The following is a 24,325-nucleotide window of genomic DNA, read 5'->3' as shown; positions in this document are numbered from 1 at the left end:
CCGATATGACTGAAATTCGCCACGTAGCGATCCAGGTCACATCGGGCCGGTCGTCTGTTCGAGGTCATATTGACAGCGTGCAAAATGAATGACGTGTTTGACGCCCATGTTCACATCATCGACCCGCGCTTTCCGCTGGTCGAGAATCACGGTTACCTGCCCGAGCCGTTCACCGTCCCCGATTACCGGTCCAGGGTGGCGGCTCTCGAGGGGCTGAGCGTGGACGGTGGAGCAGTGGTGACGGCGTCGTACCAGGGCACTGACCAGGAGTACCTCAAAACGGCACTCGCGGAACTCGGCCCAGGCTGGGTTGGCGTCACGGCACTCGGTGACGACGTCACCGACAAAGAGATAGTGGACCTCGACGCACTGGGTGTTCGCGCAGTCCGATTCAATCTCCGACGCGGCGCAACAGATCTGCGTCAACTCGCGGACCTGGCAAACCGGGCTTTCGATCTGGCCGGCTGGCACGCCGAGTTCTACGTCGACGCGACGCTACTTCTCTCACTCGAACCGGTTTTTGCAAAGCTGCCGGCTGTGTCGATCGACCACCTGGGTATGTCGACGCGCGGCCTGCCGTATCTCCTCAACCTGGTGGACCGCGGGGTACGAGTCAAAGCCACCGGATTCGGACGCACCACCATCTCCGATGTCGGCGATGTGCTCCGTCAAATCCACGCCGTCAATCCCGAGGCACTGATGTTCGGCACCGATCTGCCGGGAACCCGCGCCCGTCGCGCCTTCGAAATCCACGACCTCGACGTGATCGCCGACGCCGTCGGGGACGATCTTCCGGCTGTGATGGGCGGCAACGCCCGCGCCTGGTATCGGTGCGAACGAGCCAGTGCTCACGCCCGAAAAACTGCTCACACGAAAACGACTGCGCCCAACCAGAGCCCGGCCGCGATCAACGCACCGAACAACTCCACCACCATGGACAACCCCACGGCTTTCACCGCATGAAGCGTCGACGCCCACGCGATGTTGGCGTTGCGTAACCGCGCTAGTTCTGCAACGTACGTTCCCACGATGAATCCCAGGAACAGCCCCACCACCGGAACGACAAAGAACCCGATGATGCCGACGAGCCCGCCCACCATGACAGAGCGGTTGGGCACTCCCCCGGCACGCATTCGCTGACCGGGCCACGTGTACTTCACAACGCCGGTGACCACGAGGGCCAGTGCTGCCACCGCGAACACAGTCCACGCGGTCGCGCCACCGGTCATCAACGCCCACACCAGAATTGCTGCCAGAATGAGCAGTGTTCCGGGCAGGATCGGCACAACCACCCCGATCAGACCGATCAGAATTGCCAGCCCGACAACAACTTCCGCAGCCGGACTCATCCGACGGGGCGAACCTTCGACGCCGCCTCGCGTGCGCGGGAGCGAGCAGTCTCGACATCTGCGGCAGCGGAGACGGCAACGCCCATCCGTCGACGCGTGAAACTTTCCGGCTTACCGAACAACCGAAGATCGGTCTCCGGCACCGCGAGAGCCTCTGCGACGCCGTCGAATCCGATTGCCTGCGCTTCGACACCGCCGTAGATGACGGCTGAAGCACCAGGCGAGGTGAGCGTCGTATCGACCGGGAGCCCCAGGATGGCGCGGGCGTGCAATTCGAATTCGGAGAGCCGCTGTGTACGCAGCGTGACCAGGCCGGTGTCATGTGGACGTGGGCTCACCTCGGAGAAGTACACGTTGTCGCCTTTGACGAACAACTCGACGCCGAAGATTCCGCGACCGCCAAGCGCCGACGTGACTTTCTCGGACACCTCGCGGGCGGCAGCGAGGGCGAGCGCCGACATCTGCTGCGGCTGCCAGGATTCGATGTAATCGCCCGACTGCTGCAGGTGACCGATGGGTTCACAGAACGACGTCTCGATCGCGCCGTCACTGCCCAGCGCCCGGACCGTCAATTGTGTTATCTCGTAATCGAAATCGACAAACCCCTCGACGATGACCCGGCCGTGATTGACACGTCCACCGGCCATCGCGTAATCCCACGCTGACTCGAGTTCGTCGGCAGTGCGCACCGTCGACTGCCCTTTACCGGAGGACGACATGACGGGCTTGATCACGCACGGAAAACCGGTGAGTCCGGTGGCAGCCCGAACCTCGTCGAGTGAATTCGCAAATGCATACGGCGAGGTAGGCAAGCCCAGTTCCTCGGCCGCAAGTCGCCGGATACCTTCGCGGTTCATGGTCAGCTGCGTTGCCCTGGCCGTGGGAATGACCACGGTCTCACCCCGAGCTTCGACGACGGCCAGCGCGTCGGTCGCGATTGCCTCGATCTCGGGCACCACAAAATGCGGCTTCTCCAGTTCGATCACGGCCAGCAGCGCATCGGGATCGGTCATGTCGACGGTGTGAGCCCGGTGCGCAACCTGGTGCCCGGGTGCGTCCGGGTACCGATCCACCGCAATGACCTCAACGCCCAATCGCTGCAACGCGATGACAACTTCCTTGCCCAGTTCACCGGATCCCAACATCATCACTCTGATCGCGTTCTCCGCGAGCGGAGTGCCGAAACGGAGTGGAAGCGAGGAAGGGTGCGACGGTGCTGAAAGGTCCGACGGCGTTGAATCAAGCTGCATGGCTGCGACTATATGCCAATCCCGATGCAGGTCAGCGCATCCAGAGGACGCGATGGCGGAACTCACGCGGTTCTGCTGCTCCGCTTAGGCACGACGCCACTCACGATGTCGCTGACGTTGTCGGCTTTCACGACATTTCGGCCTGCGTGCTTGGCTTCGTACAGGGCTGCGTCGGCGGCAACCATCAGCGATGACAAGGTAGGCGTCGCGTCATCCGTCCAAGCGAGTCCGACACTGACGGTGCTGTCGTGCCCGGATCGTACCGAGTCGTGGACCTGAGCATGTCGGATCTCTTCGGCGACTTCGGTTGCACGGGCGAAACTGGAACCGGTGAGCAAGACCGCGAACTCCTCGCCGCCGAGTCGACCGACCAGATCGGTATCGGAGACGCGTTCTGCCATCCGGGCACCGAAATCGGCGAGTACGCTGTCGCCGACCATGTGACCGTACGTGTCGTTGACGGCTTTGAAATGGTCGAGATCGAGCATCAGCAATCCGACAGGCAACGCCGTCTGCGTTGCCTGTTGTAGTCGTTCTTCCGCTTGACGGAGGAAGGGCCCGCGCGAGAGGACGCCGGTGAGAGAGTCGTATTCGACGGCGCGGAACAACTCACGCTCGGCGGCCCGGCGCTCCTGCGTCGCGCACGCCACGGCAATGGGACCCAGCGCAACCAGAGTGACCGCTATCGACGTGATCACCGCCTCGTTCACGTTTGCGCCACCCTGTTCCCCGAGAGCCAGCCTGCCGGCGTCGGCCATCATGAGCGACCACACCGACCACACTGCCGAAACCAACGCCGTACTCGGAACCGAGATCCGGGTAGCGCACCACAACAGCGCGGGGATGGGAAGGAGAAGGGCAATCGGCCCCTCGATGCTGAGCGCGATCGGCATGCAGGCTGCGGTAGCAAGCAACGGGACCGTCATGGCCAGAACTGCCCTGACAGTCGTCTTACTGCGGATCTCCGCAAAGCTGGACGGAATGGTCATGGACAGAATCAGGGGCAACACCAGCAGATAGGCCATGAATTCCGTACTGCCCCAGTGAACAAGCGTGTCGGCAAACGATTCGTCTCGAAAGATCCAATCCATCAGCCCGGCTGTTGCCGCGGTAGCGCAGGCACTGAGTCCGGAGACGACAACCATCCACATCAGAGACGATGAATCGACCAAGCGGAACGGGGTGCGTTTGAGGTAGTAGAGCAACAACACGCCAACGGTGACCCCGACCAGGTTTGCACCGTTCAACTGAATTGCCATCGAGAAGGTGTTGCCGGTCAGCAGATCAGCGCTCACATAAGCGACGCCGGCCGCAATCCACGTGGGCCACTCGATCAGAATCGGCCATCGCACCATCATTCCCAGCAGCAACGCATTGGCGCACCAGAACGTCGCGAGCAGCCCGGGCGGGCGCGTGAGAATTCCGATGAGCGCGGCAAGCAGGACAACGACAAAGACGACCAGCAGCCGCGTTATTCGGCCCATCCTTGTCATTCGTCACCTCACCGTCGCTCCAGAAAAGGCGTATCGGGCGACTGCCGAATCTTATCGTCACGTTCACACCACATTGCCCTCTGACCGATGACGCGGTCAGAGGGCAATGTGAAGTGACCGACCATCACAGTACCGAGGACTCGGCACTTGATAGGTCTTGCTGCGCGGTTGGTCTTATTCAGCAGATCCGCTGGATCCCGAGGATCCCGAGTCGCCCTCGAGCGAAGAGGTGTCTACCGACTTGAGGAACACGCCGAGGGCTGAGAGCAGAGGTCCGAGTGCGCTGAGTGATCCGAACATAGGAGTTCTCCTGGTGCGTAGAGGTGATGTGAAATGTTCAGCGACGTTTCGGCCGCAGGCGGTGACCGAAACAGTCTGGGAACTCATGCCACACAGGGGTGAAATATGCGGTCGCCCCCTGCGACATCCCGTGCTGTGATGCAGCGCACTAACAAGCGCTGAGAGCATTTATAGACTGCAGAATCGCGCTTGTCCAGCTATCGCATGGCTACTACCAACGACCAGAAGTAACACCTTTTGTGAAAACTGCAGTTCAAGACCATAATCTACTGAAAATTAGAGGATAAATTGTGATGTGCATCACAGTAAAAATGCGGAAAGTGTGGCTCGCAGTCAACTGCGAGCCACACTTTCGGGCAAACGGGACTTACTTCTCAGACCTACTTCTCAGCGGCCGAGCCGGTTCCCGGAGTGAGCGAGCCACCGCCGATAGCCGTGAACAGGTCCTTGAGAACCGGGAAGAGATTCTTGATGACGGCGCTGAATTCTTCTTGCGAACCCATGTCGGTTCCTCTTTTCTCAGAAATGCAGTTGATGGATCGGAAAGGCTGGAGAAATTACTCGGCGGCCGAACCGGTCGAACCCGAGGAATCTGCCGATCCCGCGTTCAGCTTGGTCACCAAAGCGAGAACGCTTTTGAGGAAGGCGTCGAGATTCTGGATCGAAGTCATGTGACTACTCCTGTGTCGTTACGAAAGATTGGCGTGTGCGCGAACGTCAGGAGTTCGAGCTGGCGGAATCGAGGCCCTGGAGGGTCTTGAGCATGTTCACCAATGGAAGGAGCTTGAGCAGACCCCAGCCCATACCGTTTGCCTCGAGGAGATTTTCGACTGAACCCATTACTGAACTCCTTGCGTGAGATGTATGACGTGGCGCACATTTGGTCCGCCGAGAGCCTTTGTAGTCAGGAAAAATACATACGTCCAGTTTGTTTAAGGCCAAAGACTCGCGTGACAGTTCGCGTCGATCTGTAAAGCCCCAGATCAAGCCACGTGACTCGAACTCAACTTCAAATTCAAATGTGATCGACATCACAATCGATTGGGACAAAAGGCCGCAAAGGTCAGAGTCGGTGCCCGCGCCGACCGCGATCTGTCATACCGTGTGCATGTGATCAATCCTGAACGCGTGGCAACCAGATCGGGATCGCCGTGTTAGCAAAACTGCTCAAGGCGTACCTGCCGCCGTACCGCTGGTTGCTCGCGGGAGTATTGGCGCTGCAACTTTTCGGTGCCATTGCGTCGCTGATCCTGCCGACCCTGAATGCCCGAATCATCGACGACGGCGTCGCCCGTGGTGATACCGGATTCATCATGTCGACCGGTGGAATCATGCTGATGGTCTCGTTGGCGTCGATCATCGCCTCGGTCGCGTCGACGTATCTGGCGGCAAAGTCCTCGATGGGATTCGGTCACGACGTCCGGGCCGCCGTCTACAAGGCCGTCGGCAGTTTCTCCGACCGTGAATTCTCCGGTTTCGGCGCCCCAACGCTGATCACACGAAATACCAACGACGTCCTCCAGATCCAGACGCTGGTGATGCTGACGTCGTCGATGCTCGTCAGCGCACCACTCATGTGCATCGGCGGCATAGTCATGGCGCTACGCGAGAATCTGCAGATGTCGTGGCTCCTGACCATTTCGGTGCCCCTACTGGGCATCACCGTCGCAGTGGTCGTCGCTCGCCTCATTCCCCACTTCCGGACCATGCAGGCTCGCATCGACAAGATCAACCGCGCACTGCGCGAACAGCTCACCGGTATGCGTGTGATTCGCGCGTTTGTGCGCGAACCCGACGAAACCATGCGTTTCGATCAGGCCAACAAGGAACTGGCGGACACGGCTCTGCTCATCGGTCGATACCAAGCGGTTCTCCTGCCGACGGTCATGCTGATCGCGAACCTGACCGGCGTTGCGGTCATGTGGTTCGGTGCCCACCTCGTGAACACCGGTGACATGCAGATCGGCCAGATCAGCGCGTTCCTCGCGTACGTCATGCAGATTCTGATGTCCGTCGTGATGGCAACGATGTTGGCCGTCGTGATTCCGCGGGCCGCCGTCTGCGCCGACCGCATCACCGAAGTGATCGACACGAAGCCATCGGTGCCGGCGCCGTCCCAACCGCTGCGCCCCACCAACCCTTACGGCGTCGTCGAGTTCGGCGGAGCCGGATTCAGCTACCCCGGTGCCGAGACTCCGGTTCTGAGCGGCGTGACTATGCGCTGTCTACCTGGAACCGTCACCGCGATCGTCGGCAGCACCGGCAGCGGAAAATCCACCCTCGTCTCCCTCATCCCCCGGCTCTTCGACGTCACAGCCGGTGCGGTTCTGATCGACGGACTCGACGTCCGCGGCTGGGATCAGGACGAACTGTTCACCAACTTCGGGTACGTCCCGCAAAAGACCTACCTGTTCGCCGGCACGGTCGCCACCAACATCCGGTACGGAAATCCGTCGGCCACCGACGACGACATCTGGGCTGCACTCGCCGTCGCGCAAGCCGACGGCTTCGTCCGGGAACTTCCGCAGGGTCTGGAATCCCCGATATCGCAAGGTGGATCGAATCTCTCCGGTGGCCAGCGGCAGCGCTTGGCCATCGCCCGAGCCGTCGTCCGCCGACCGCGGATCTACATTTTCGACGATTCCTTCTCCGCCCTGGACATGCACACCGACGCGGCAGTTCGGGCTGCGCTACGCGCCATTACGACGAACAGCACCGTCATCGTCGTCGCGCAACGCGTGTCTTCGATCATCGATGCCGACCAGATCATGGTCCTCGAGGACGGCGCTCCCGTCGGGCTCGGCGACCACAACTTCCTGCTGGCCAACTGCCCGACGTACCAAGAGATCGTGGCCTCCCAGATTCCCGCGGAGATGAGCGCATGACCATTCCGCAAGGCCCAAATTTCGGTCCGGGCAATCGTCAGTATTTCGACGACGCTCCTACCGTCGTGTTTGCCAAGATCCCCGCGGAGCCGGACACAGCGCAGCCTGTCGAATCTGCGCCCCAGTACGGACAACCCCAGTACGGACAACCCCTGTACGGTCCGCCACAGTCCGGACAGCAACAGTCCGGACCACCGCCTGTCGGACCACCGCCTGTCGGACCACCGCCTGTCGAACCGCCGCCCGGCGACGAGCCCACGCCCGATGCCCCGGCACCGAAGCCCGCGTCCACCACACCGGCGACCAAACCCAAGCAGTTCAAAGCCACGATGAAACGGCTGCTGGGCCTGTTGAAGCCGCACAAGATCGCGGTATTCGTCGTAGTGCTCTCGACGATCGGCAGTATCTCGCTCTCCGTCGCGGTTCCCAAGATCCTCGGCCACGTCACCGACCTCATCTTCGCCGGGTTCATCGGCAAGAGCTTGCCGGCCGGTATCAGCCGCGACGAGGCCGCGGAAGCGATTCGCGCATCCGGTAATTCGACGTTCGCTGATCTGGTTCAGAACTCAGCCGACGTCGTCCCCGGTGTCGGACTGAACTTCGACGCCATCGGCAAGGTCATCCTCATTGCCATCGGTGTGTACGTGATGGCGTCGCTGCTCGCCTGGGTGGAAGCGTTCCTGCTCAACATCATCGTGCAGAAAACGATCTACAAGTTGCGTGCGGAAGTCGAAGCGAAGATTCACCGACTTCCGTTGCCGTACTTCGACAGGACGCCTCGCGGTGAAGTTCTCAGCCGCGTCACCAACGACATCGACAACGTCTCGTCGACCCTGTCCCAAACTCTGACGTCGCTGCTGACCTCGGTGCTGACCGTCGTCGGCGTCCTCACCATGATGTTCGTCATCTCGCCGATGCTCTCACTCATCGCACTCATCGCCGTTCCCGTGTCGGTCGTGCTGGTGGCCCGTGTCGCCAAGCGCGCGCAGGTTCTGTTCAAAGCGCAATGGGAAGAAACCGGGAAGATCAACGCGCAGATCGAAGAGACCTACAGCGGTCGCGACCTGGTGCGCGTCTACGGGCATCAGTTCGAGGCCGAGCGCGAATTCGCGGTGCAGAACAAGAAACTCCTCGACGCATCGTTCGGCGCCCAATTCCTGTCCAGCCTGATCATGCCCGTCATGAACTTCGTCGGAAACATCACCTACGTGCTGCTTGCCGTGGTGGGTGCCCTGAAGGTGGCCAGCGGCAACATGTCCCTCGGTGACGTCCAGGCGTTCATCGTCTACTCCCGCCAGTTCAGCTCACCGCTCACCCAGATCGCCTCGATGTCGTCGAGCCTGCAGTCCGGGGCCGCGTCGGCGGAACGGGTCTTCGAACTGCTCGACGAACCCGAGCAGACTCCGGATATCGTGAACCCCGTCCTCCCCGAGCAGGCCGGCCGTCACCGCACCGTCGGCACCGTCGTGTTCGAGAACGTCTCCTTCCGGTACGAAAAGGACGTCCCGCTCATCGAGAACGTCAACCTCACTGCCGAGTCCGGACAGACCGTCGCCATCGTCGGTCCTACCGGCGCAGGCAAGACCACGTTGGTGAACCTCATCATGAGGTTCTACGAAGTCGACTCCGGCCGGATCACCATCGACGACGTCGACATCGCACACATGCGGCGCGCCGACCTCCGCTCGCACGTCGGCATGGTCCTGCAGGACACATGGTTGTTCGGCGGCACCATCCGCGAGAACATCGCGTACGGACGCATCGGCGCCAGCGAAGCCGAGATCCAAGCTGCAGCCCGCGCGGCGTTCGCGGACCGCTTCATCCACACCCTGCCCGACGGCTACGACACAGTGCTCGACGAGGAAGCGTCCAACATCAGCTCGGGTGAGAAGCAGCTCATCACCATCGCCCGAGCCTTCCTGTCCGAGCCGTCGCTGCTGATTCTCGACGAGGCGACCAGCTCGGTCGACACCCGCACGGAACAGCTTGTCCAGCACGCCATGTCGGCGCTGCGGGCCGGTCGCACGAGCTTCATCATCGCGCACCGACTGTCCACGATTCGCAATGCGGATCTGATCGTGGTCATGGAGGCCGGCCAAATCGTCGAGCAAGGCACACACGATCAGCTCATCGCCCACGGCGGTGCGTACTTCCGTCTCTACAACGCCCAGTTCGAGGGCGCTGCCGTCTAGTGATCGACGCCTCCCTTCTCGGACACAGTGCCCCGGAGCACACCTGATCGATCCGACAGGTTACCGTCGGGTCAGAAGTGTTGTCGACGTCTGAATTGGGAGTTCGTGTGTCTGCAGAAACTGTGGAGAAGAAGGGCCCGCTCGCGGGCATTCGGATCGTGGAATTCGCTGGATTGGGACCGGGACCGCACGCGGCGACTCTGCTCGCCGACATGGGCGCCGACATCGTCATCGTGCAACGCGCAGGCCAGATCCCGCAGGACGCCAACGCCTCCGACCAGATCAAGCGAGGCCGTCGAGTCGTCGAAGCCAACCTCAAGGACCCGGAGGATGTCGCGAAGGTCCTGAACCTGGTCGAGCGCGCCGACGTTGTCATCGAAGGTTTCCGGCCCGGCGTCATGGAACGTATGGGACTCGGACCCGACGTGCTGTTGGAGCGCAATCCTCGTCTCGTCTACGGGCGTATGACGGGCTGGGGCCAGGAAGGCCCCCTCGCGAGCGCCGCCGGCCACGACATCAACTACATCTCCCTGACCGGCGTCCTCAACGCCATCGGCCGTAAGGGCGAGCGTCCGGTTCCGCCGCTCAACATGGTCGGCGACTTCGGTGGCGGTTCGATGTTCCTGATCTTCGGCATCCTGTCCGCCCTGGTGGAGCGTTCGATCTCCGGTAAGGGCCAGGTAGTCGACGCCGCCATGGTCGACGGCACCCTTGCCCTGTCCCACATGATGTGGGCCTTCCGCGGCCGCGGCGTCTGGTCCGACGAGCGTGGTGTCAACCTCCTCGACACCGGTGCGCCGTTCTACGACACCTACGAGACCTCCGACGGTAAGTACATGGCCGTCGGTTCCATCGAGCCGCAGTTCTACGCCCTGCTGCTCGAAGGCCTCGAACTGGATCCGTCGACGCTTCCGCATCAGATGGATTCCAGCAAGTGGGACGACATGAAGGCGCTCTTCACGGAGAAGTTCCTGTCCAAGACTCGCGACGAGTGGGCCAAGGTCTTCCTCGGCACCGACGCGTGCGTCTCACCGGTCCTGACCTTCGCGGAAGCCCCGTCGAACGAGCACATCGCAGCGCGCGGCTCGCTCATCGAACTCGACGGCGTCACCCAGCACGCTCCGGCGCCGCGCTTCTCCCGCACCCCGGCGGGCGTTCCGTCCGCACCGGCGCGTGAGGCGACGGATATCGACACAGTTTGGACCTAGGCCTTCGGCCCGTGTTGACCTAGGCCTTCGGCCCGTGCGCCTTTCTGGTAGTTCCGGCTACCGGAAAGGCGCACGGGGCGTCAGCCCAATCGGTAGAACCGCAAGAACTCATGCTCGATCGGCAGCACATCCACTCTCTCGAAACCTGCTGCCAGAGCAAAACTTTCGAGAGTCGACCGTCGCATGACCGTTCCTGTCCCGACGCTCCCGGGATGGGAGAGACTGTCCGGTAGGCAACAGGTCAGCGAGTACCCGTAGAGCAGCTGCTCGATCGGCCCGGCCTCGGGATCGAATGCATCTGCCGTTCGTTCGTCCATGACGATCACCGGAGCACCCGGCTGTGCGATCGACCGGGCGGTGGACAAGAACCCGACCGGGTCCGGCACGTCATGTAGACACTCGAACGCAAAAACTGCGTCGTAGGTGCCCGTCTCCGCCCGCTCCTGCTCGGGGGCCTGACCGGCCACGTCGACCAACGAGAAATGCACGCGGTCGTCGACGCCGTAGTCGCTCGCATGCCGACGCGCCGCAGCCACCGACGCCGCGTCCACGTCGAAGCCGTGGACCTCGACTTTCGGGTATCCGAGGGCCAACCCCACGGATGACCATCCCTCCCCCATTCCGAGATCCGCGACCTTCGCCCCGCCGGTCAGCGCGGCGTGCAGATCCGGAATGGTCGGCAGGAACTCCTGGCACAACTGACGCAGGAACATCGGGCGATTCAGCAGCGCTTGTCCCTCACGGGCGTCCACCCCCATCGACTCCCAGGTCACGCCGCCGCCGTGGCGATACGCGTCGAGCAGTCTGGGCATCGATGTTGTTGTCGCCACGAACAATCGGGCCATCGGCGCCACGTACAACAGACTGTCTGGATCTACGAGTACTGCGGCATGTTCTGCGGACAAGGTATATCGGCGGTCGGCATCGGTATTGACGTCCAGGTACCCCGCCACGGCCTGCTGTTCCAGCCATTCACGGGCATACCGTTCCACCGTTGCGGTCCGATCGGCCAGTTCCGTCGACGTGAGAGGTCCGAAGTCGGCGAGGGCGCGATACCAGCCGAGCCGATCTCCGAGGTAGACCGCTTGCAGTTCTGCCGCACCGATCGCAGCCGCGAAGATCCGTTCGGCCAATACCTCCGATTCGCCGGCCCCTTCTGCACTGACGCCCTCTGCACTGACGCCCTCGACGGTTGCCATTGAAACCTCCTGGATTCACCTTCGTTTCCAGGTGGGTACCCCAGCGAGCGCAGGCTAGCCGCTCAGACGACGACGAGGCGTTGGTCGGCAGCGTCCCGATCGGTGGCAAGGGTGTCGTATGCAGCGGCGATGGACGCAACTCCCCGGATCAGATCTTCCGACGAACGCGCGTACGGCACACGGATGAACCGCTCGAAAGCACCTTCGACGCCAAATCTCGGACCGGCCGCGAGGAGCACTCCGAAGTTGGGTGCCACTGCCGCCAAGGCAGTCGATACGGGTGCCGACATTCGCATCCACACCGACATTCCGCCCGAGCCGAGAGTGGGACGCCAGTCCGGGAGTCGCTCGGCCACCGCGTCGAGCAGAACCGAACGTTGCTCGCGGAGCACCGCGCGGCGCTCGTCGAGCAGCGCGTGGTCGTCGGCGAGGAGATACGCCGCGGCAAGCTGATCCATGACCGGAGTACCGAGGTCCACCGCCGCGCGTGCGCCCACCAACTGGGTGATCAGTGCGGGGTCAGCCCGAATCCAGCCGACGCGCAAGCCGCCCCACAGTGACTTCGCTGTGGAACCGAGGGTCACGACATCCGTCTTCGCGGCGCCGCGGCCGTGCGCTGCCACCGGCGCGGGCGGCGGCGCATCGAGCCACAGGTCCACCATGGTCTCGTCGACGACAAGCGTCATCCGGGTCTCGTGGGCGATCTTTGCAAGCTCTGCGCGCCCGGCGGAATCCATGCACAGTCCCGTCGGATTGTGAAAGTCCGGAATCAGGTAGGCCATGCGGGCCGCGGTTTGCCTTGCGGCACTACGGATTCCGTCGAGGTCCCAGGCTCCGGCGGCGGCAAACTCCGGACGCACCGGAACCGGAACCGGCCTGGCCCCGTTGCGCCGAATCGCTTCCAGCGCATTGGGATACGTGGGGTGATCCACCAGCACCCGTTCACCGGGAGAGGTGAGCACCGACAACAACAACCGCAAAGCGTGCTGGGCGCCGGAGGTCACCATGATCTGCTCGGGTGTCGTGGGCAAGCCGCGTGCGGTGTAACGACGCGCGATGACGTCCCGCAGGTCTCCGATGCCGACCGGCTCCATGCCGTGCGTGGGCAGGAACTGTGGAAGTGACTCCAGTGCAGACGCATACGCCTGTTGCACCTGCTCGGCCGGGGCGGCCATCGCGGCATAACTGAGATCGACGACGGCACCACTCGGGCCGGGTTGGTGTTGGCGGAACATCAAGCCGTTCGGCCGAGCGCCGGCAGGCAACGCCACGGTGCTGCGTGAACCCTGGCGGCTGATCAGATACCCCTCGTCCCGCAGAACGGAGTACGACGACGTGATCGTGGTCCGACTCAGTTCGAGCACGGTTGCGAGTTCACGCTCACTCGGCAGAGCCACACCCAGCGGAACGCGCCCGTCGTGCACGAGTAGGCGAATACCGTCGGCCAGTGCGCGGTAGGCGGGCCGTCGCCCCGATTCCTCCTGCCAGGACCCCAGATCACGCGCAAGGGAACGGGCACCGAGAACTCGAGTCATCATGCGGTCCAGTATCGAGCACTTGGCTATGTAATTCAATACCAGTGGACCTGATGATGAGCTTATGACTACCTTCGCAACACTTATCGGAATCGGACTCTTCGTGGCCGTCGTGTACTTGTTTGCGCCCGCAGAAGGTGAAGGTACGTACATTCGAGTCGAGCAGTTTCGCCTGGCAGCACCACTCGGCGGCATCTGCGGAGAGGGCGGCGAACAGTCCAGGAACAACTCTGTCGGACCCCCGTGTAATTGTGATGAGGGGGAAGAATTCACTGATCTCAGTCCAGTTCGATAAAACTGGACTCTTTCTGCTCGAAGAAAGGCACAGATGCCTGAATCCAAGAAGTCTGAATCCAAGAAGATTCTCTACATCGACCTCGACAACACCCTGGTCAACTTCCAGTCCGGTATCGATCGCCTGACCGACACTGTGCGAAAGAAATTCGAAAACGACCTCGACGAGGCCCCACACATCTTCTCGCGTATGGATCCCCTCGACGGCGCGATCGACGCGTACCACCAACTTGCGCAGCAGTTCGACACCTACATCCTGTCGACGGCGCCCTGGAAGAACGCAACCGCGTGGCACGACAAGGTCTTGTGGGTCCAGGAACACCTCGGACTGGAAGAAGGCAGCGTCGCGTACAAGCGGTTGATCCTCTCGCACCACAAGCACCTCAACCGCGGCGACTTCCTCGTCGACGATCGCGGAGCCAACGGCGCAGACAGGTTCGAGGGCGAGTGGATCAAGTTCGGCACCACAAAGTTTCCCGATTGGACGAGGGTCACCGAATACTTGTCGAAGCGTGCCTGAAACACGAAATCCCCGCTCCTATTTGACAGGAACGGGGATTTCGACAAGAAATTCCTAGCGGATGACCTCGCGGCGGACAATCGTCTCGTCACGGCCGGGGCCCACACCGATGCAGGACATGAACGCACCCGACAGTTCTTCGAGACGAAGCACGTAGTTCTGTGCGGCCTGCGGAAGCTCCTCGAACGTGCGAGCCTTCGAGATGTCCTCGGACCAACCCGGCATCTCTTCGTAGATGGGCTTGGCGTGGTGAATGTCGGTCTGCGACATCGGCATTTCGTCGTGACGCACACCGTCGACGTCGTAGGCAACACAAATCGGGACCGTCTCGAGGCTGCTGAGCACGTCGAGCTTGGTCAGGAAGTAGTCGGTGATGCCGTTGACTCGCGTTGCGTAGCGGGCGATCACGGCGTCGAACCAACCGGTGCGACGGCCACGGCCGGTGGTGACACCGACCTCGCCGCCCTTGTCGGCCAGGTACACACCGAACTCGTCGAACAGTTCCGTCGGGAACGGGCCCGAGCCGACGCGTGTGGTGTAGGCCTTCAGGATTCCGAGAACAGTGGTGATCTTGGTGGGGCCGATGCCCGAACCAACCGCTGCGCCACCGGAAGTGGGGTTGGACGACGTCACGTACGGGTACGTGCCGTGGTCGACGTCGAGCAGCGTTCCCTGTGAACCCTCGAGCAGGACGGTCTCACCGCGCTCGAGAGCGAGGTTGAGTTCGAGTCGCGTGTCCGAGATGCGGTGCTTGAAGCCCTCCGCCTGCGTCAGAACTTCTTCGACAACCTGCTGGGGATCAAGAGCCTTACGGTTGTAGATCTTGACCAGCACCTGGTTCTTGAATTCGAGTGCCGCCTCGACCTTCTGGGTCAGGATCTTCTCGTCCAGGACATCCGCTGCGCGTACACCGACGCGAGCGATCTTGTCCTGGTAGCACGGGCCGATTCCGCGACCGGTGGTGCCGATCTTCTTGGCACCGAGGAAGCGTTCGGTGACCTTGTCGATGGCCACGTGGTACGGCATGATCAGGTGCGCATCGGCGGAAAGCAGCAGGCGAGACGTGTCCACGCCGCGCGATTCCAGGCCCGCGAGTTCGGTGAGCAGCACTCCCGGATCCACCACGACACCGTTTCCGATGACGTTGGTAACGGCCGGTGTGAGGATTCCGGACGGGATGAGGTGCAGTGCGAATTTTTCACCGTTCGGCAGAACTACGGTGTGTCCGGCATTGTTGCCGCCCTGGTATCGCACGACCCACTGAAGCTGCTCGCCCAGTAGATCTGTAGCTTTGCCCTTACCTTCGTCGCCCCACTGGGCGCCGATCAGGACGATTGCCGGCATGACGTTGTCTCCTACGGTCGACGTGCAGCAGTTGTCCCGCCGCATTGGTACTGCCTGAATCCGCGCACTCTTGTGCAGCCGAGCTGTTGCAGTGACCGAAGGAGAAGTCTAGCCCAGAGCACACGATCAAACCTTTCGGTCCAGAAATCGGCTCGTCGTTGTCGCAGATGTCGGCCCACACCCGCAGTCGCATTAGGATCGTGGTCTGCAATTCTGACGACTGTTCCCCAGCCAGGTGAGCGGTGTCGGTGGTGCGACCACCGTCGATAAAGTCTTGATCGAGCTAGGAGCACGCGTTGACCCCCGTGGTACTCAGATGTGGCGATTCACCCGTGCCTCTCCCGTTGGGCGAAGTCACGTCGTTCACGCTGCCGGAGGTACCCGAAAAGGACGACTTCAGCGAGGTCGTGGCGCAACTGAAGGTCGTCTCCGTTCCCCGCTTGATAGTGGTCGGCACGGACGCGGCGTTTGCCGCTGCGCTGACGCGATTGATGCGCCTCGAGCTGTTGGACGTCGAACTCGCGTACGTCACGGAGAATCGGTCGGACGCCACCGATGCGTACAAGCTGTCCACGGGCGCAAAAGCAGCCCGCGCAGCACTGAAGGGCACCGCGCACGTCGTGCCACTGATTCGCGACGACGCCGGAATCGCGCTGGTCGGCGCTGCCACGGTCACCGGCCCGGGCGGAACCGAGGAATTGATCGGTGAGGCGTATGTGGACGACAACAAACTCTTCTCCGGAACTGTGCGTGGTGTTCGGATTGTTCCGAGTCCCAAGCTGCCGGGCATCCGGGCGTCCGTCGATCGCCGCAGTCGCTGGGCTGGGCGACGGTGGCTGGAAGGTCGTGCTGTCCAACTAGGGGCGCCCGCAGCCCACCTCGTGCGCGACGGTATTCCGAACCCCCGAGACCTCAAACGCTCGACGTTCTACCGCCACGACAAGACCTGGTTGCTGGTCCGGTGAGAACGGGCGCTGCGAGGTCAGCCGTGAGGCCTAGCCCTGTCTTCCTCGGGGTCGTGGCAATCGCGGTGCTCGGCGGCGTTGTTGCTTGGGGTTCCGAACGAGGTTCGGCGGCCGGCGGGGCCGGGGTTTTTGTTCTTGTTGTCGCCGGTTGGGTGGTGACTCTCTGTCTCCACGAGTTTGCGCACGCTTTCATTGCGTGGCGTCACGGCGACACCGACGTCGCTGCCCGCGGATATCTGACGCTCAACCCGTTGAAATACAGCCATCCTTTGCTGTCGATCGGGCTCCCGGTGTTGTTCATTGCTCTTGGCGGTATCGGCTTGCCCGGCGGTGCGGTTTATCTGCGCACCGGGATGTTCTCGCCCAAGGTACAGGCCCGGATCTCCCTGGCCGGTCCGGCAACCAACGCCATCGCCGCAATAGTTCTGCTTGTTGTCATACGTACGTATGGATCGGGACCAGAGCATGTGACGTTCTGGGCGGGGTTGAGTTTTCTCGCGTTCCTGCAGGTGATGGCTACCGTCCTCAACGTGTTGCCGGTTCCCGGACTCGACGGCTACGGTGCGCTCGAACCGTTCCTGAAGCCAACGACCCGAGCTCAACTCGACCAGTTCAAACCGTATGGATTACTTCTTCTGGTCGCAATTCTCTTTGTCCCTCAGGTCAACGTGATCTTTTTCAACGCGATCTATTGGATCTTCGAACTAAGCGGGGTATCCGGGAACTACGCCGCGGCCGGCAATTCGTTGATGCGCTTCTGGACGTGACGGAGATCGCACCCTTCCGATGAATGCTGAACGACGACATGAGAACCTGACATTTCGGACAATTACTTTTTCACAGGAGCACCACTGATGATTTCGGCGTCGATAGAGTGCGGCAATTCGGTTTACACAATCCGAAAGGCAGAGCTTCGCGACGTAAGCACCCTGGTGGACCTTCTGGCCGACGACCCCATCGGTTCCACGCGTGAAACAACAAATCCCGACGCTCGGACGATCTACGAGAAGGCTTTCGAGAAGATCGATGCCGACGACGCACACCTGCTCGTTGTTGTCACCACCGCCGACGACAACGTGATCGGCACCGTGCAACTCACCTTCATCCCCGGGCTGAGCCGTATGGGTGCAACCCGGATGCAGATCGAGGCCGTTCGGGTGCACGAGGATCACCGCAGCCAGGGCATCGGGAGCGCAATGCTGCGTTGGGCATGCGAGGAGGGGGCACGCCGCGGCGCATTCCTCGCGCAGCTCACCTCCGACCAGACGAGGACCGAAGCTCACGAGTTCTACGAACGCCTCGGATTTGTCGCCTCCCACATCGGGTTCAAGAAGTCGTTGAGCTGACGCACGGCTGAACATCGCCACAGAATTTCCGAACCTGCGCATGGGTGTGGGCTTCGCATCGTCTTGATTGGTGATGCGAAGCTTCCACACGGTATGTCGTTCCGGCGCAGCCGGTTCAGTCTCGGTGCACTGGCCCTTGGCGGGTGGTGGAGCGGCGGGGTCGTTGTTTCGGGTCGATCGCAGCTGGTGGGATGAACCAGGGTTTGTGATCATCACCCATCTTGATTTCCCAGATGCCGCGGAAGCCGCTGGTGCTGTGGATCAATCGGTGGTGGTTGCGGCAGAGGAGGGTGAGGTTGTCCATCACCGTCAGACCGCCGGTTGACCAGGGTTGTATGTGGTGGGCGTCGCACCAGGCGGGGACGGCATCGCAGTTGGGGAAGGCGCAGCCTTTGTCCCGGGCGATCAGTGCCGTCCGCTGTTCTGCTGTCACCAATCGTTTATGTGGCGTTGCATCGAGCGGTGCGCCGTTACCGTCCATCAGGACGGTGGAGAGCATGCAATCGCACGCGAGCATCCGGGTCAGGCTCACGCTGAGTGGTCCCATCCAGGGCATGTAGCCGACGTCAAGATCCTCGACATCAGGCTCGCCGTCATCGAACGCACTGCCGTAGAACACGCCATCGCTGCGCATGGTGGCGCATTCGCGATGCTCGGCAAGATCTTTCGCGGTGATATGCACATTCACGTGCGGACGCTGACCACCGTCAACACCGGTAACAGCGTTGTCGAGGTACCGGCGAATCAGCTCCTCGAAGGCGTCGGCGGTGCGCTTGGCAGCCGATCGCTGATCCGGGGTTCCATCGGCAGCCGGTTTCGGCATCGACAACTTCGAGAGGGCCGATAACAACATTTCACCGGTCAACGCATCGAAATCGCCCTTGATAGCGACCCGACCGTTGAGCGTCGGCGAAATCCGCAAGACATTGAGATCGTCGTCCTCACCGGGTGGTGTGTCGTCGGATTCGAAGATCCGCTCAAGAACCGCAATCGCATACCGCAGCTTAATGGTGGTTGCCTCCACCCCCGACGCGGCAGCGAGAAGGGTTGCCATGCAGGACGGTAACGCACTGTCGGGCATGCCTTTTGGTGGTGATTCGCAGAACGCGGCGATTATTGCCGCATGATCGAGCGAGAGGTCACCGGCCTCGAATTGAGCGGCAATGTCCGGGAACGCCCGCAGTGCGGCGCCGAGGGCGGCGATCTTGTTACCGGCCGCGTTCTGCAGCATCGTGTTTGCCGCCAACCATCGGCCCACGCCGCGGTAGCAGAGCACCTGTTCATCCGGATTGAGTGCCAACTCGTCGACCGCGGCAACCCGAATCGCTTCCAGCCGAAGGATTTCCGCGGACGCACAGACGGCAACGTCCCGAACGTCGGACGGACGCAGACGCCACAACCTGCCGCGCACACCCGCCGCCGAACCGGCTACAACATCCCCCACCGAAACGAAATCGCTCACCGTAGTCATCAAGGCCTCCCCACCCTTACGCTCCATTGTACTCGAACAAACATTCGATTCAAGAGGCATTTCGGACAGGTTCCAAGAATATTCACTCGAGAGCCATTGATGCACAGCGATATTCGACGATTAGCTTGTTCGGCGCACCCGGGCGCCATTCACGGACACCCGCAACTCCTCCAGAGGAACTACTTGGCCGGATTGATTACGCACGTCGACCGTCACCGGTTCACCAGTGCTGTCGTCGGCAACATTGAGCGGCCCACCTCTACCACCATGGAGATACTTGTCGCCCCACTGCATGAGCGCCAACACTGCCGGCAGTAAATCCCGGCCCATCTCGGTGAGCACGTACTCGTGTCTGGTGCGCTTCCCCGGTTCCTTGTACGGCTGACGCTCGAAAAGGCCGGCGGCCGTGAGATCCTTCAAGCGCGCCGACGCTACCGCTTCGGTTATACCGACCCGCGACGCAAAATCGTCGAAACGGGTTGTGCCGTAATAAGCCTCACGCAGGATCAGCATCGCCGACCTCGTGCCGACCACTTCCATTGCGCGGCCGATCGAGCAATGCGTGGCCTGCCACGCGTCCCGATCTGCCAAGACCCCGGTCAGTCGCACTGCGCCCATGGCCACCACCTTACTCCCTGACTTGCTATTGCCATAGTCAGGGTTTAAGTTCCTGACTATGGACCTCAATAGTCAGCGGGTCAGGACGGGCCCCCTTCTGGCCATCCTGTCGGGAGCACCATTTGTTGCCAGCCTCGATCTCTTTGTCGTCAACGTGGCATTCGGAGACATCGCCGAGAGCTTTCCCGGCCATTCACTCGGCGAGTTCAGTTGGATCCTCAACGGATACGCAATCGTCTACGCCGCACTGCTCATCCCGCTCGGACGTTGGGCTGACCGTATCGGCCCCAAACGTGCCTTCGTCGCCGGTCTCGCACTCTTCACTCTCGCCAGTGCCGCTTGCGCCTTCAGCCCGTCACTGTGGATGCTCGTGGCATTCCGCATCGTCCAGGCAGTGGGTGCGGCAGCACTCACCCCGGCCAGCCTCGGACTTCTGATCAACGCGCTCCCGGCCGCGAAACGCCAATCCGGCGTTCGCATCTGGGCCGCCGCCGGTGCTGCGGCAGCGGCATTCGGTCCCGTTGTCGGTGGCATGCTCGTGGAAGCGTCGTGGCACTGGGTGTTCCTGATCAACGTCCCCATCGGGATTGTCCTGCTCTACTTGGCCGTTCGACTTGTCCCGGATGTCGCGGAGAAGGACCCGGATGCAGGAATGGACCTGGCCGGCGCCGCGCTCCTCACCGTCGGAATCGGAGCACTTGCCCTCGCACTGGTGCAGGGTCCCGACTGGGGATGGACCGACCCACGCATCGTGGTCGCCTTTGCACTCGCCGCGGTCACTCTGGTTGCCTTCTGGTGGAGCAACTCCCGTCACTCCGCTCCGCTCATCGCGCCGGATCTCTTGAAAGTCCGCTCGTTTGCCTGGTCGAACATCACCGCCATCTTGTTCAGCGCCACCTTCGCGGCCGGACTTCTCGCGAATATCCTGTGGTTACAGGAAGTCTGGGAATACTCGGCACTGCGAACCGGATTTGCCGTTGCTCCCGGTCCGATGATGGTTCCGTTGTTTGCCATCGTGGGCGGAGCCCTTACACGCAAATACTCTGCCGGCCGAGTAGCCGCTCTGGGCAGCGCGCTCTGGGCTGCCGGCACACTCTTTGTCTTGCTGTCGGTTGACACAACACCGCACTACGCCACCCAACTGCTGCCAGGGTGGATCATCACCGGGATCGGCGTCGGCCTCGCGCTGCCCACCATCCTCTCGCAGGCAACGGCCGACCTGCCCGCTGCGCGATCAGCCACCGGCAGTGCCGTCATCAGCATGAGCCGTCAGATCGGAACCGTGCTTGGCGTGAGCATCCTGATCGCGGTCCTCGGAACCGCGGTCGACTACAACACCTTCCGACAAGCCTGGTGGATCATCGTCGCAATTGCTGTTGCGTCCGCAGTCGCGTCACTCGGGATGACTCCCGCCAGCACGAAGTCGGTGCCGCGGCAAGCCGTAGCCGTCGAGTAGTTCGGTCACCGACAGTCGGTGTCCCAGCCGTTCAATGACCCAGCGCCGTCCATTCGGGATCCGGCTTGCTCGCCACTACCCGGAACACGACCCCGCCCCGTCCGCTGCGCTGCACCTCGTCGATCAGGAAACCCGCGTCCTCGAGATACCCGATGGGATCGCGGGTGAGGTGGTCGGAACCGAAACGCACGAATAGCGGTTCCACCACCTTCATCACGGCCCGCGCAAAGATATTGGTGCTCGGCCCGTGTTCCGCCAGAACAAATCGGCCACCGGGGACCAAAACGCGAAAGGCCTCGACTGCGGCTCGGCCCGGATCAGGAATCGTGCAGAACGCGTAGGTGGACAGCAGCGTATCGACGCACTCGTCGGGGATATCCAGTTCCTGCACGTCGCCGTACCGAAGGTCGACGCTGGTGCTCACACCCTCGGAAACCCTGGCGCGGGCCTGATCGAGCATTGCTTTCGAGATGTCCACCCCGATGACGTAGTCGACGTCCTTACCGTAGAGCGGCAAGTTCAAGCCGGTGCCTACGGCAATCTCGACGACGCGGCCACGCGCTTTGTCGACTGCCCATCTGCGTGCGTCACCGAGAGCAAAGCGTTCGAAGCGCCCGATCTGTCGGTCGTAGTGAGTCGCCATCGCGTCGAAACTCTTGGCGACCTGTGCTGTGTCCGGTTCGCGCATGATGCCCCATTCGGTCGATCCCATTCGGTCGATCCCCTGTGCAGTCTCGCACGCGAACAACCAGCCCGGAAGCCCTTAACGCAACGATGTCTGCAGAGTTGGCATCGGGTCTGCGCTACTCACGCTGTGAACTCGCCGGTATCGTTCGAGGTGACCTGCCGCCGCCTCCGACGTTCATGGGATAGAGACTTCGTGCGATCAAGCAACTGCGTTACCGGATCCGTCCGGCCACCCCTTTCCACTGATTCCACTGGAGGTCTGTGATGGCCGGCGGACTGTTTGCCCTGCTCGACGACGTCGCCGCTCTGGCTCGCATGGCGGCAGCGTCGATCGACGACGTAGCTGCTGCAACCGGTAAGGCAACTGCCAAGGCTGCCGGCGTGGTGATCGACGACGCGGCTGTCACTCCGCAATACGTGCGCGGCTTGGCGGCCGAACGCGAATTGCCGATCATCAAGCGGATCGCGATCGGCTCTTTGCGTAACAAGATGCTGATCATTCTGCCGATCGCTCTGCTGCTCAGCCAGTTCCTCCCCGGGCTTCTGACTCCTCTGCTGATGGTGGGTGGCTGTTACCTCAGCTACGAAGCTGTCCACAAAATCTGGGGAGCAATTTTCGGGCACGGTGACCACCACGAGAGCGCCGACGAGCATCCTCGCGACGAAGAGGCCGTTGTCTCCGGCGCCGTACGTACCGATCTGATTCTGTCGGCCGAGATCATGGTGATCGCACTCAACACCATCGCGGGTGAAGGTTTCTGGAGCCGACTGGTCATTCTTGCCGTCGTCGCTGTGGTGATCACCGTTGTCGTCTACGGCGTTGTCGGATTGATCGTGAAGATGGACGACATCGGTTTGCGCATCGCCGAGTCGTCGTCCGGGTTCACTCACAAGGTCGGCCGCGGGCTCGTTCGCGGCATGCCGCACGTGATGTCGGTGCTCTCTGTGGTCGGCACCGCAGCGATGCTGTGGGTGGGTGGCCACATTCTTCTGGTCGGCATCGACGAGCTGGGCTTCCATCCCCTCTACGACGCCGTTCATCACGGCGAAGAAGCTGTCAAGGACATTGCCGGTGTCGGCGGAGTCCTGGCGTGGATCGTCAACACTCTTGCGTCCGCAGCTCTCGGCCTGGTGGTCGGTGCGGTGATCGTCGCAGCGCAGTTGGGTATTACGAGCGTGCTGGCAAAACGTTCCGCGGCTGCCTAGTCGATGTGCCGGTGGCGTGCCACCATCTGCTCCGCCACCGCGCACACTCCATCTCGCAACGACAACGGTTCCAGCACTTCGACATCAGCACCCAAACCGATCAACTGAGAGAGCGCGACTTCCGGGCTTTCCAATCTCAATTCGACGTCCATCCATCCGGCAGAATCAGGTGGACCTGGCGCCACTCGCGAGGCCTCGACTCCCACCGCATCGGGGAGCCTTCGCCAACCATTGGGCGACAAACGAATCCGGCAGCGAAAACGCAACAGCGAACGGTCGAACTCCGCCATGGATGCCGCCCACCATGTCGCCAAATCGAAATCCGCAGGCCGGTCGGATGATTCGTCACACACCACGGGGCCGGCGATTCGGCCGACCCGAAACGACAGAGTTCGACCGCTCAGATGTGCCACCAGATACCAGACTCCGGCCTTGATCACGAGTCCGAGCGGATCAACCGTCCGTTCTTTGTCACGGTAGGTGAAACGTAGTCGGCGTGAATCCAGCACCGCCGACGCAATCGTGGGCAGTGACGAGATATCGTCGCTGCCACCGAACCATCCGGGCACGTCGACAAGAATGCGGTCCTGCCACAACCGCGCACCTTCCCGCAGGCTCGGAGGCATCGTGCTCAGCAGTTTTGCCGCCGCAGCGTCTGCGGAATCCGTCCGGCCCAGATCGGCGGCGATAGTCGGCACGCCCAGCAACATCAGCGCCGAGGTCTCGTCGTCTGTCATTCCCGAGAGCTTGGACTGCCACCCGTCGAGCAGACGGATGCCGCCACCCGGGCCGCTTTCGGTCCAGATCGGCACACCCGCAATGGACAACGAGGCCACATCGCGGTAGATCGTCCGTACCGATACGCCGAACTCGTCAGCCAACTGCTCGGCGACGACGCCTCGACTGCCCTGCAATCGCAACATGAGCTGGAGCAGACGCGCGGATCTCATGGAGCGAACACTACCGAGAATCACTGACAGAAGTTGTCAGGAATAGGGGTGCAGAAT

At 61.9% G+C, this 24,325-nt stretch carries 22 protein-coding genes; 10 read left to right on the top strand and 12 right to left on the bottom strand.

Features of this window, described 5'->3' with window-relative positions:
- Positions 1 to 93 precede the first annotated feature (93 nt).
- Positions 94 to 963: an amidohydrolase family protein gene (locus V2B23_RS20365; RefSeq protein ID WP_430952327.1), complete on the top strand. Its 870-nt coding sequence runs from the start codon at positions 94 to 96 to the stop codon at positions 961 to 963.
- On the opposite strand, the gene V2B23_RS20360 is transcribed toward V2B23_RS20365, so the two are convergent.
- The 5 genes from V2B23_RS20360 to V2B23_RS20340 all read right to left on the bottom strand — a co-directional run bounded on the left by V2B23_RS20360 (position 867) and on the right by V2B23_RS20340 (position 5,232).
- Positions 867 to 1,349 carry a DUF456 domain-containing protein gene (locus tag V2B23_RS20360; protein WP_430952010.1) on the bottom strand — a complete coding sequence of 161 codons (483 nt, stop codon included), beginning with the start codon at positions 1,347 to 1,349 and terminating at the stop codon, positions 867 to 869. The genes V2B23_RS20365 and V2B23_RS20360 overlap by 97 nt on opposite strands.
- Positions 1,346 to 2,599, bottom strand: coding sequence for a formate-dependent phosphoribosylglycinamide formyltransferase (purT, locus tag V2B23_RS20355; protein WP_430952009.1), 1,254 nt, complete (start codon positions 2,597 to 2,599; stop codon positions 1,346 to 1,348). The genes V2B23_RS20360 and purT overlap by 4 nt, the downstream gene beginning before the upstream one ends.
- 62 nt (positions 2,600 to 2,661) lie before the next feature.
- Positions 2,662 to 4,092 (bottom strand): diguanylate cyclase, encoded by a 1,431-nt coding sequence (locus tag V2B23_RS20350; protein WP_430952008.1) that lies wholly within the window; start codon positions 4,090 to 4,092, stop codon positions 2,662 to 2,664.
- A gap of 680 nt (positions 4,093 to 4,772) precedes the next feature.
- The gene (locus tag V2B23_RS20345) at positions 4,773 to 4,895 is read right to left on the bottom strand and encodes a hypothetical protein (protein WP_430952007.1); all 123 of its coding nucleotides are present in this window, start codon (positions 4,893 to 4,895) and stop codon (positions 4,773 to 4,775) included.
- Between the two features lie 214 nt (positions 4,896 to 5,109).
- Positions 5,110 to 5,232, bottom strand: a complete 123-nt coding sequence (locus V2B23_RS20340; RefSeq protein ID WP_430952006.1) for a hypothetical protein — start codon at positions 5,230 to 5,232, stop codon at positions 5,110 to 5,112.
- Between the two features lie 311 nt (positions 5,233 to 5,543).
- On the opposite strand from V2B23_RS20340, the gene V2B23_RS20335 reads away from it, so the two are divergent.
- The 3 genes from V2B23_RS20335 to V2B23_RS20325 all read left to right on the top strand — a co-directional run bounded on the left by V2B23_RS20335 (position 5,544) and on the right by V2B23_RS20325 (position 10,677).
- On the top strand, positions 5,544 to 7,277 hold the full coding sequence (locus V2B23_RS20335) for an ABC transporter ATP-binding protein (RefSeq protein ID WP_430952005.1): 1,734 nt from the start codon (positions 5,544 to 5,546) through the stop codon (positions 7,275 to 7,277).
- Positions 7,274 to 9,469 carry an ABC transporter ATP-binding protein gene (locus tag V2B23_RS20330; RefSeq protein WP_430952004.1) on the top strand — a complete coding sequence of 732 codons (2,196 nt, stop codon included), beginning with the start codon at positions 7,274 to 7,276 and terminating at the stop codon, positions 9,467 to 9,469. The genes V2B23_RS20335 and V2B23_RS20330 overlap by 4 nt, the downstream gene beginning before the upstream one ends.
- 107 nt (positions 9,470 to 9,576) lie before the next feature.
- Positions 9,577 to 10,677 (top strand): CaiB/BaiF CoA transferase family protein, encoded by a 1,101-nt coding sequence (locus V2B23_RS20325; RefSeq protein ID WP_430952003.1) that lies wholly within the window; start codon positions 9,577 to 9,579, stop codon positions 10,675 to 10,677.
- Positions 10,678 to 10,757: 80 nt separating this feature from the next.
- Here V2B23_RS20325 and V2B23_RS20320 read toward each other — a convergent pair whose 3' ends face one another.
- Both V2B23_RS20320 and V2B23_RS20315 read right to left on the bottom strand, forming a co-directional pair.
- Positions 10,758 to 11,876 carry a class I SAM-dependent methyltransferase gene (locus V2B23_RS20320; protein WP_430952002.1) on the bottom strand — a complete coding sequence of 373 codons (1,119 nt, stop codon included), beginning with the start codon at positions 11,874 to 11,876 and terminating at the stop codon, positions 10,758 to 10,760.
- 62 nt (positions 11,877 to 11,938) lie between these two features.
- Complete coding sequence (locus tag V2B23_RS20315; protein ID WP_430952001.1) at positions 11,939 to 13,414, bottom strand: PLP-dependent aminotransferase family protein; 1,476 nt, start codon at positions 13,412 to 13,414, stop codon at positions 11,939 to 11,941.
- Between the two features lie 325 nt (positions 13,415 to 13,739).
- Between V2B23_RS20315 and V2B23_RS20310 the strand changes: the two genes are divergently transcribed.
- Positions 13,740 to 14,225: a 5' nucleotidase, NT5C type gene (locus tag V2B23_RS20310; RefSeq protein WP_430952000.1), complete on the top strand. Its 486-nt coding sequence runs from the start codon at positions 13,740 to 13,742 to the stop codon at positions 14,223 to 14,225.
- A 54-nt stretch (positions 14,226 to 14,279) separates the two neighbouring features.
- Here V2B23_RS20310 and V2B23_RS20305 read toward each other — a convergent pair whose 3' ends face one another.
- Complete coding sequence (locus V2B23_RS20305; protein WP_033235650.1) at positions 14,280 to 15,569, bottom strand: adenylosuccinate synthase; 1,290 nt, start codon at positions 15,567 to 15,569, stop codon at positions 14,280 to 14,282.
- 305 nt (positions 15,570 to 15,874) lie between these two features.
- Between V2B23_RS20305 and V2B23_RS20300 the strand changes: the two genes are divergently transcribed.
- The 3 genes from V2B23_RS20300 (at position 15,875) to V2B23_RS20290 (ending at position 17,880) form a co-directional block, all read left to right on the top strand.
- Entirely contained in the window at positions 15,875 to 16,534 is a 660-nt protein-coding gene (locus V2B23_RS20300; RefSeq protein WP_430952326.1) for a hypothetical protein, read from the top strand.
- Complete coding sequence (locus V2B23_RS20295) at positions 16,531 to 17,301, top strand: site-2 protease family protein (RefSeq protein ID WP_430951999.1); 771 nt, start codon at positions 16,531 to 16,533, stop codon at positions 17,299 to 17,301. Before V2B23_RS20300 ends, V2B23_RS20295 begins: the two co-directional genes overlap by 4 nt.
- Before the next feature lie 87 nt (positions 17,302 to 17,388).
- Positions 17,389 to 17,880 carry a GNAT family N-acetyltransferase gene (locus V2B23_RS20290; protein WP_430951998.1) on the top strand — a complete coding sequence of 164 codons (492 nt, stop codon included), beginning with the start codon at positions 17,389 to 17,391 and terminating at the stop codon, positions 17,878 to 17,880.
- A 115-nt stretch (positions 17,881 to 17,995) separates the two neighbouring features.
- On the opposite strand, the gene V2B23_RS20285 is transcribed toward V2B23_RS20290, so the two are convergent.
- A complete protein-coding gene (locus tag V2B23_RS20285; RefSeq protein ID WP_430951997.1) occupies positions 17,996 to 19,351 on the bottom strand; it encodes a DUF222 domain-containing protein in 1,356 nt (451 codons plus the stop codon).
- A 120-nt stretch (positions 19,352 to 19,471) separates the two neighbouring features.
- On the bottom strand, positions 19,472 to 19,969 hold the full coding sequence (locus tag V2B23_RS20280; RefSeq protein WP_430951996.1) for a winged helix-turn-helix transcriptional regulator: 498 nt from the start codon (positions 19,967 to 19,969) through the stop codon (positions 19,472 to 19,474).
- A gap of 58 nt (positions 19,970 to 20,027) precedes the next feature.
- On the opposite strand from V2B23_RS20280, the gene V2B23_RS20275 reads away from it, so the two are divergent.
- Positions 20,028 to 21,425, top strand: a complete 1,398-nt coding sequence (locus V2B23_RS20275; RefSeq protein ID WP_430951995.1) for an MFS transporter — start codon at positions 20,028 to 20,030, stop codon at positions 21,423 to 21,425.
- A 31-nt stretch (positions 21,426 to 21,456) separates the two neighbouring features.
- On the opposite strand, the gene V2B23_RS20270 is transcribed toward V2B23_RS20275, so the two are convergent.
- A complete protein-coding gene (locus tag V2B23_RS20270; protein ID WP_430951994.1) occupies positions 21,457 to 22,137 on the bottom strand; it encodes a class I SAM-dependent methyltransferase in 681 nt (226 codons plus the stop codon).
- A 239-nt stretch (positions 22,138 to 22,376) separates the two neighbouring features.
- Here V2B23_RS20270 and V2B23_RS20265 point away from each other — a divergent pair, with 239 nt between their 5' ends.
- Positions 22,377 to 23,318, top strand: a complete 942-nt coding sequence (locus V2B23_RS20265) for a DUF808 domain-containing protein (RefSeq protein WP_430951993.1) — start codon at positions 22,377 to 22,379, stop codon at positions 23,316 to 23,318.
- Here V2B23_RS20265 and V2B23_RS20260 read toward each other — a convergent pair.
- Positions 23,315 to 24,268, bottom strand: coding sequence for a helix-turn-helix transcriptional regulator (locus V2B23_RS20260; protein WP_430951992.1), 954 nt, complete (start codon positions 24,266 to 24,268; stop codon positions 23,315 to 23,317). The genes V2B23_RS20265 and V2B23_RS20260 overlap by 4 nt on opposite strands.
- Positions 24,269 to 24,325 lie beyond the last annotated feature (57 nt).

Origin of the sequence: Rhodococcus sp. 24CO, assembly GCF_050586165.1 — a bacterium.
Lineage (GTDB): Bacteria > Actinomycetota > Actinomycetes > Mycobacteriales > Mycobacteriaceae > Rhodococcus_F.
This window is presented reverse-complemented; position numbering and strand designations above follow the sequence as displayed.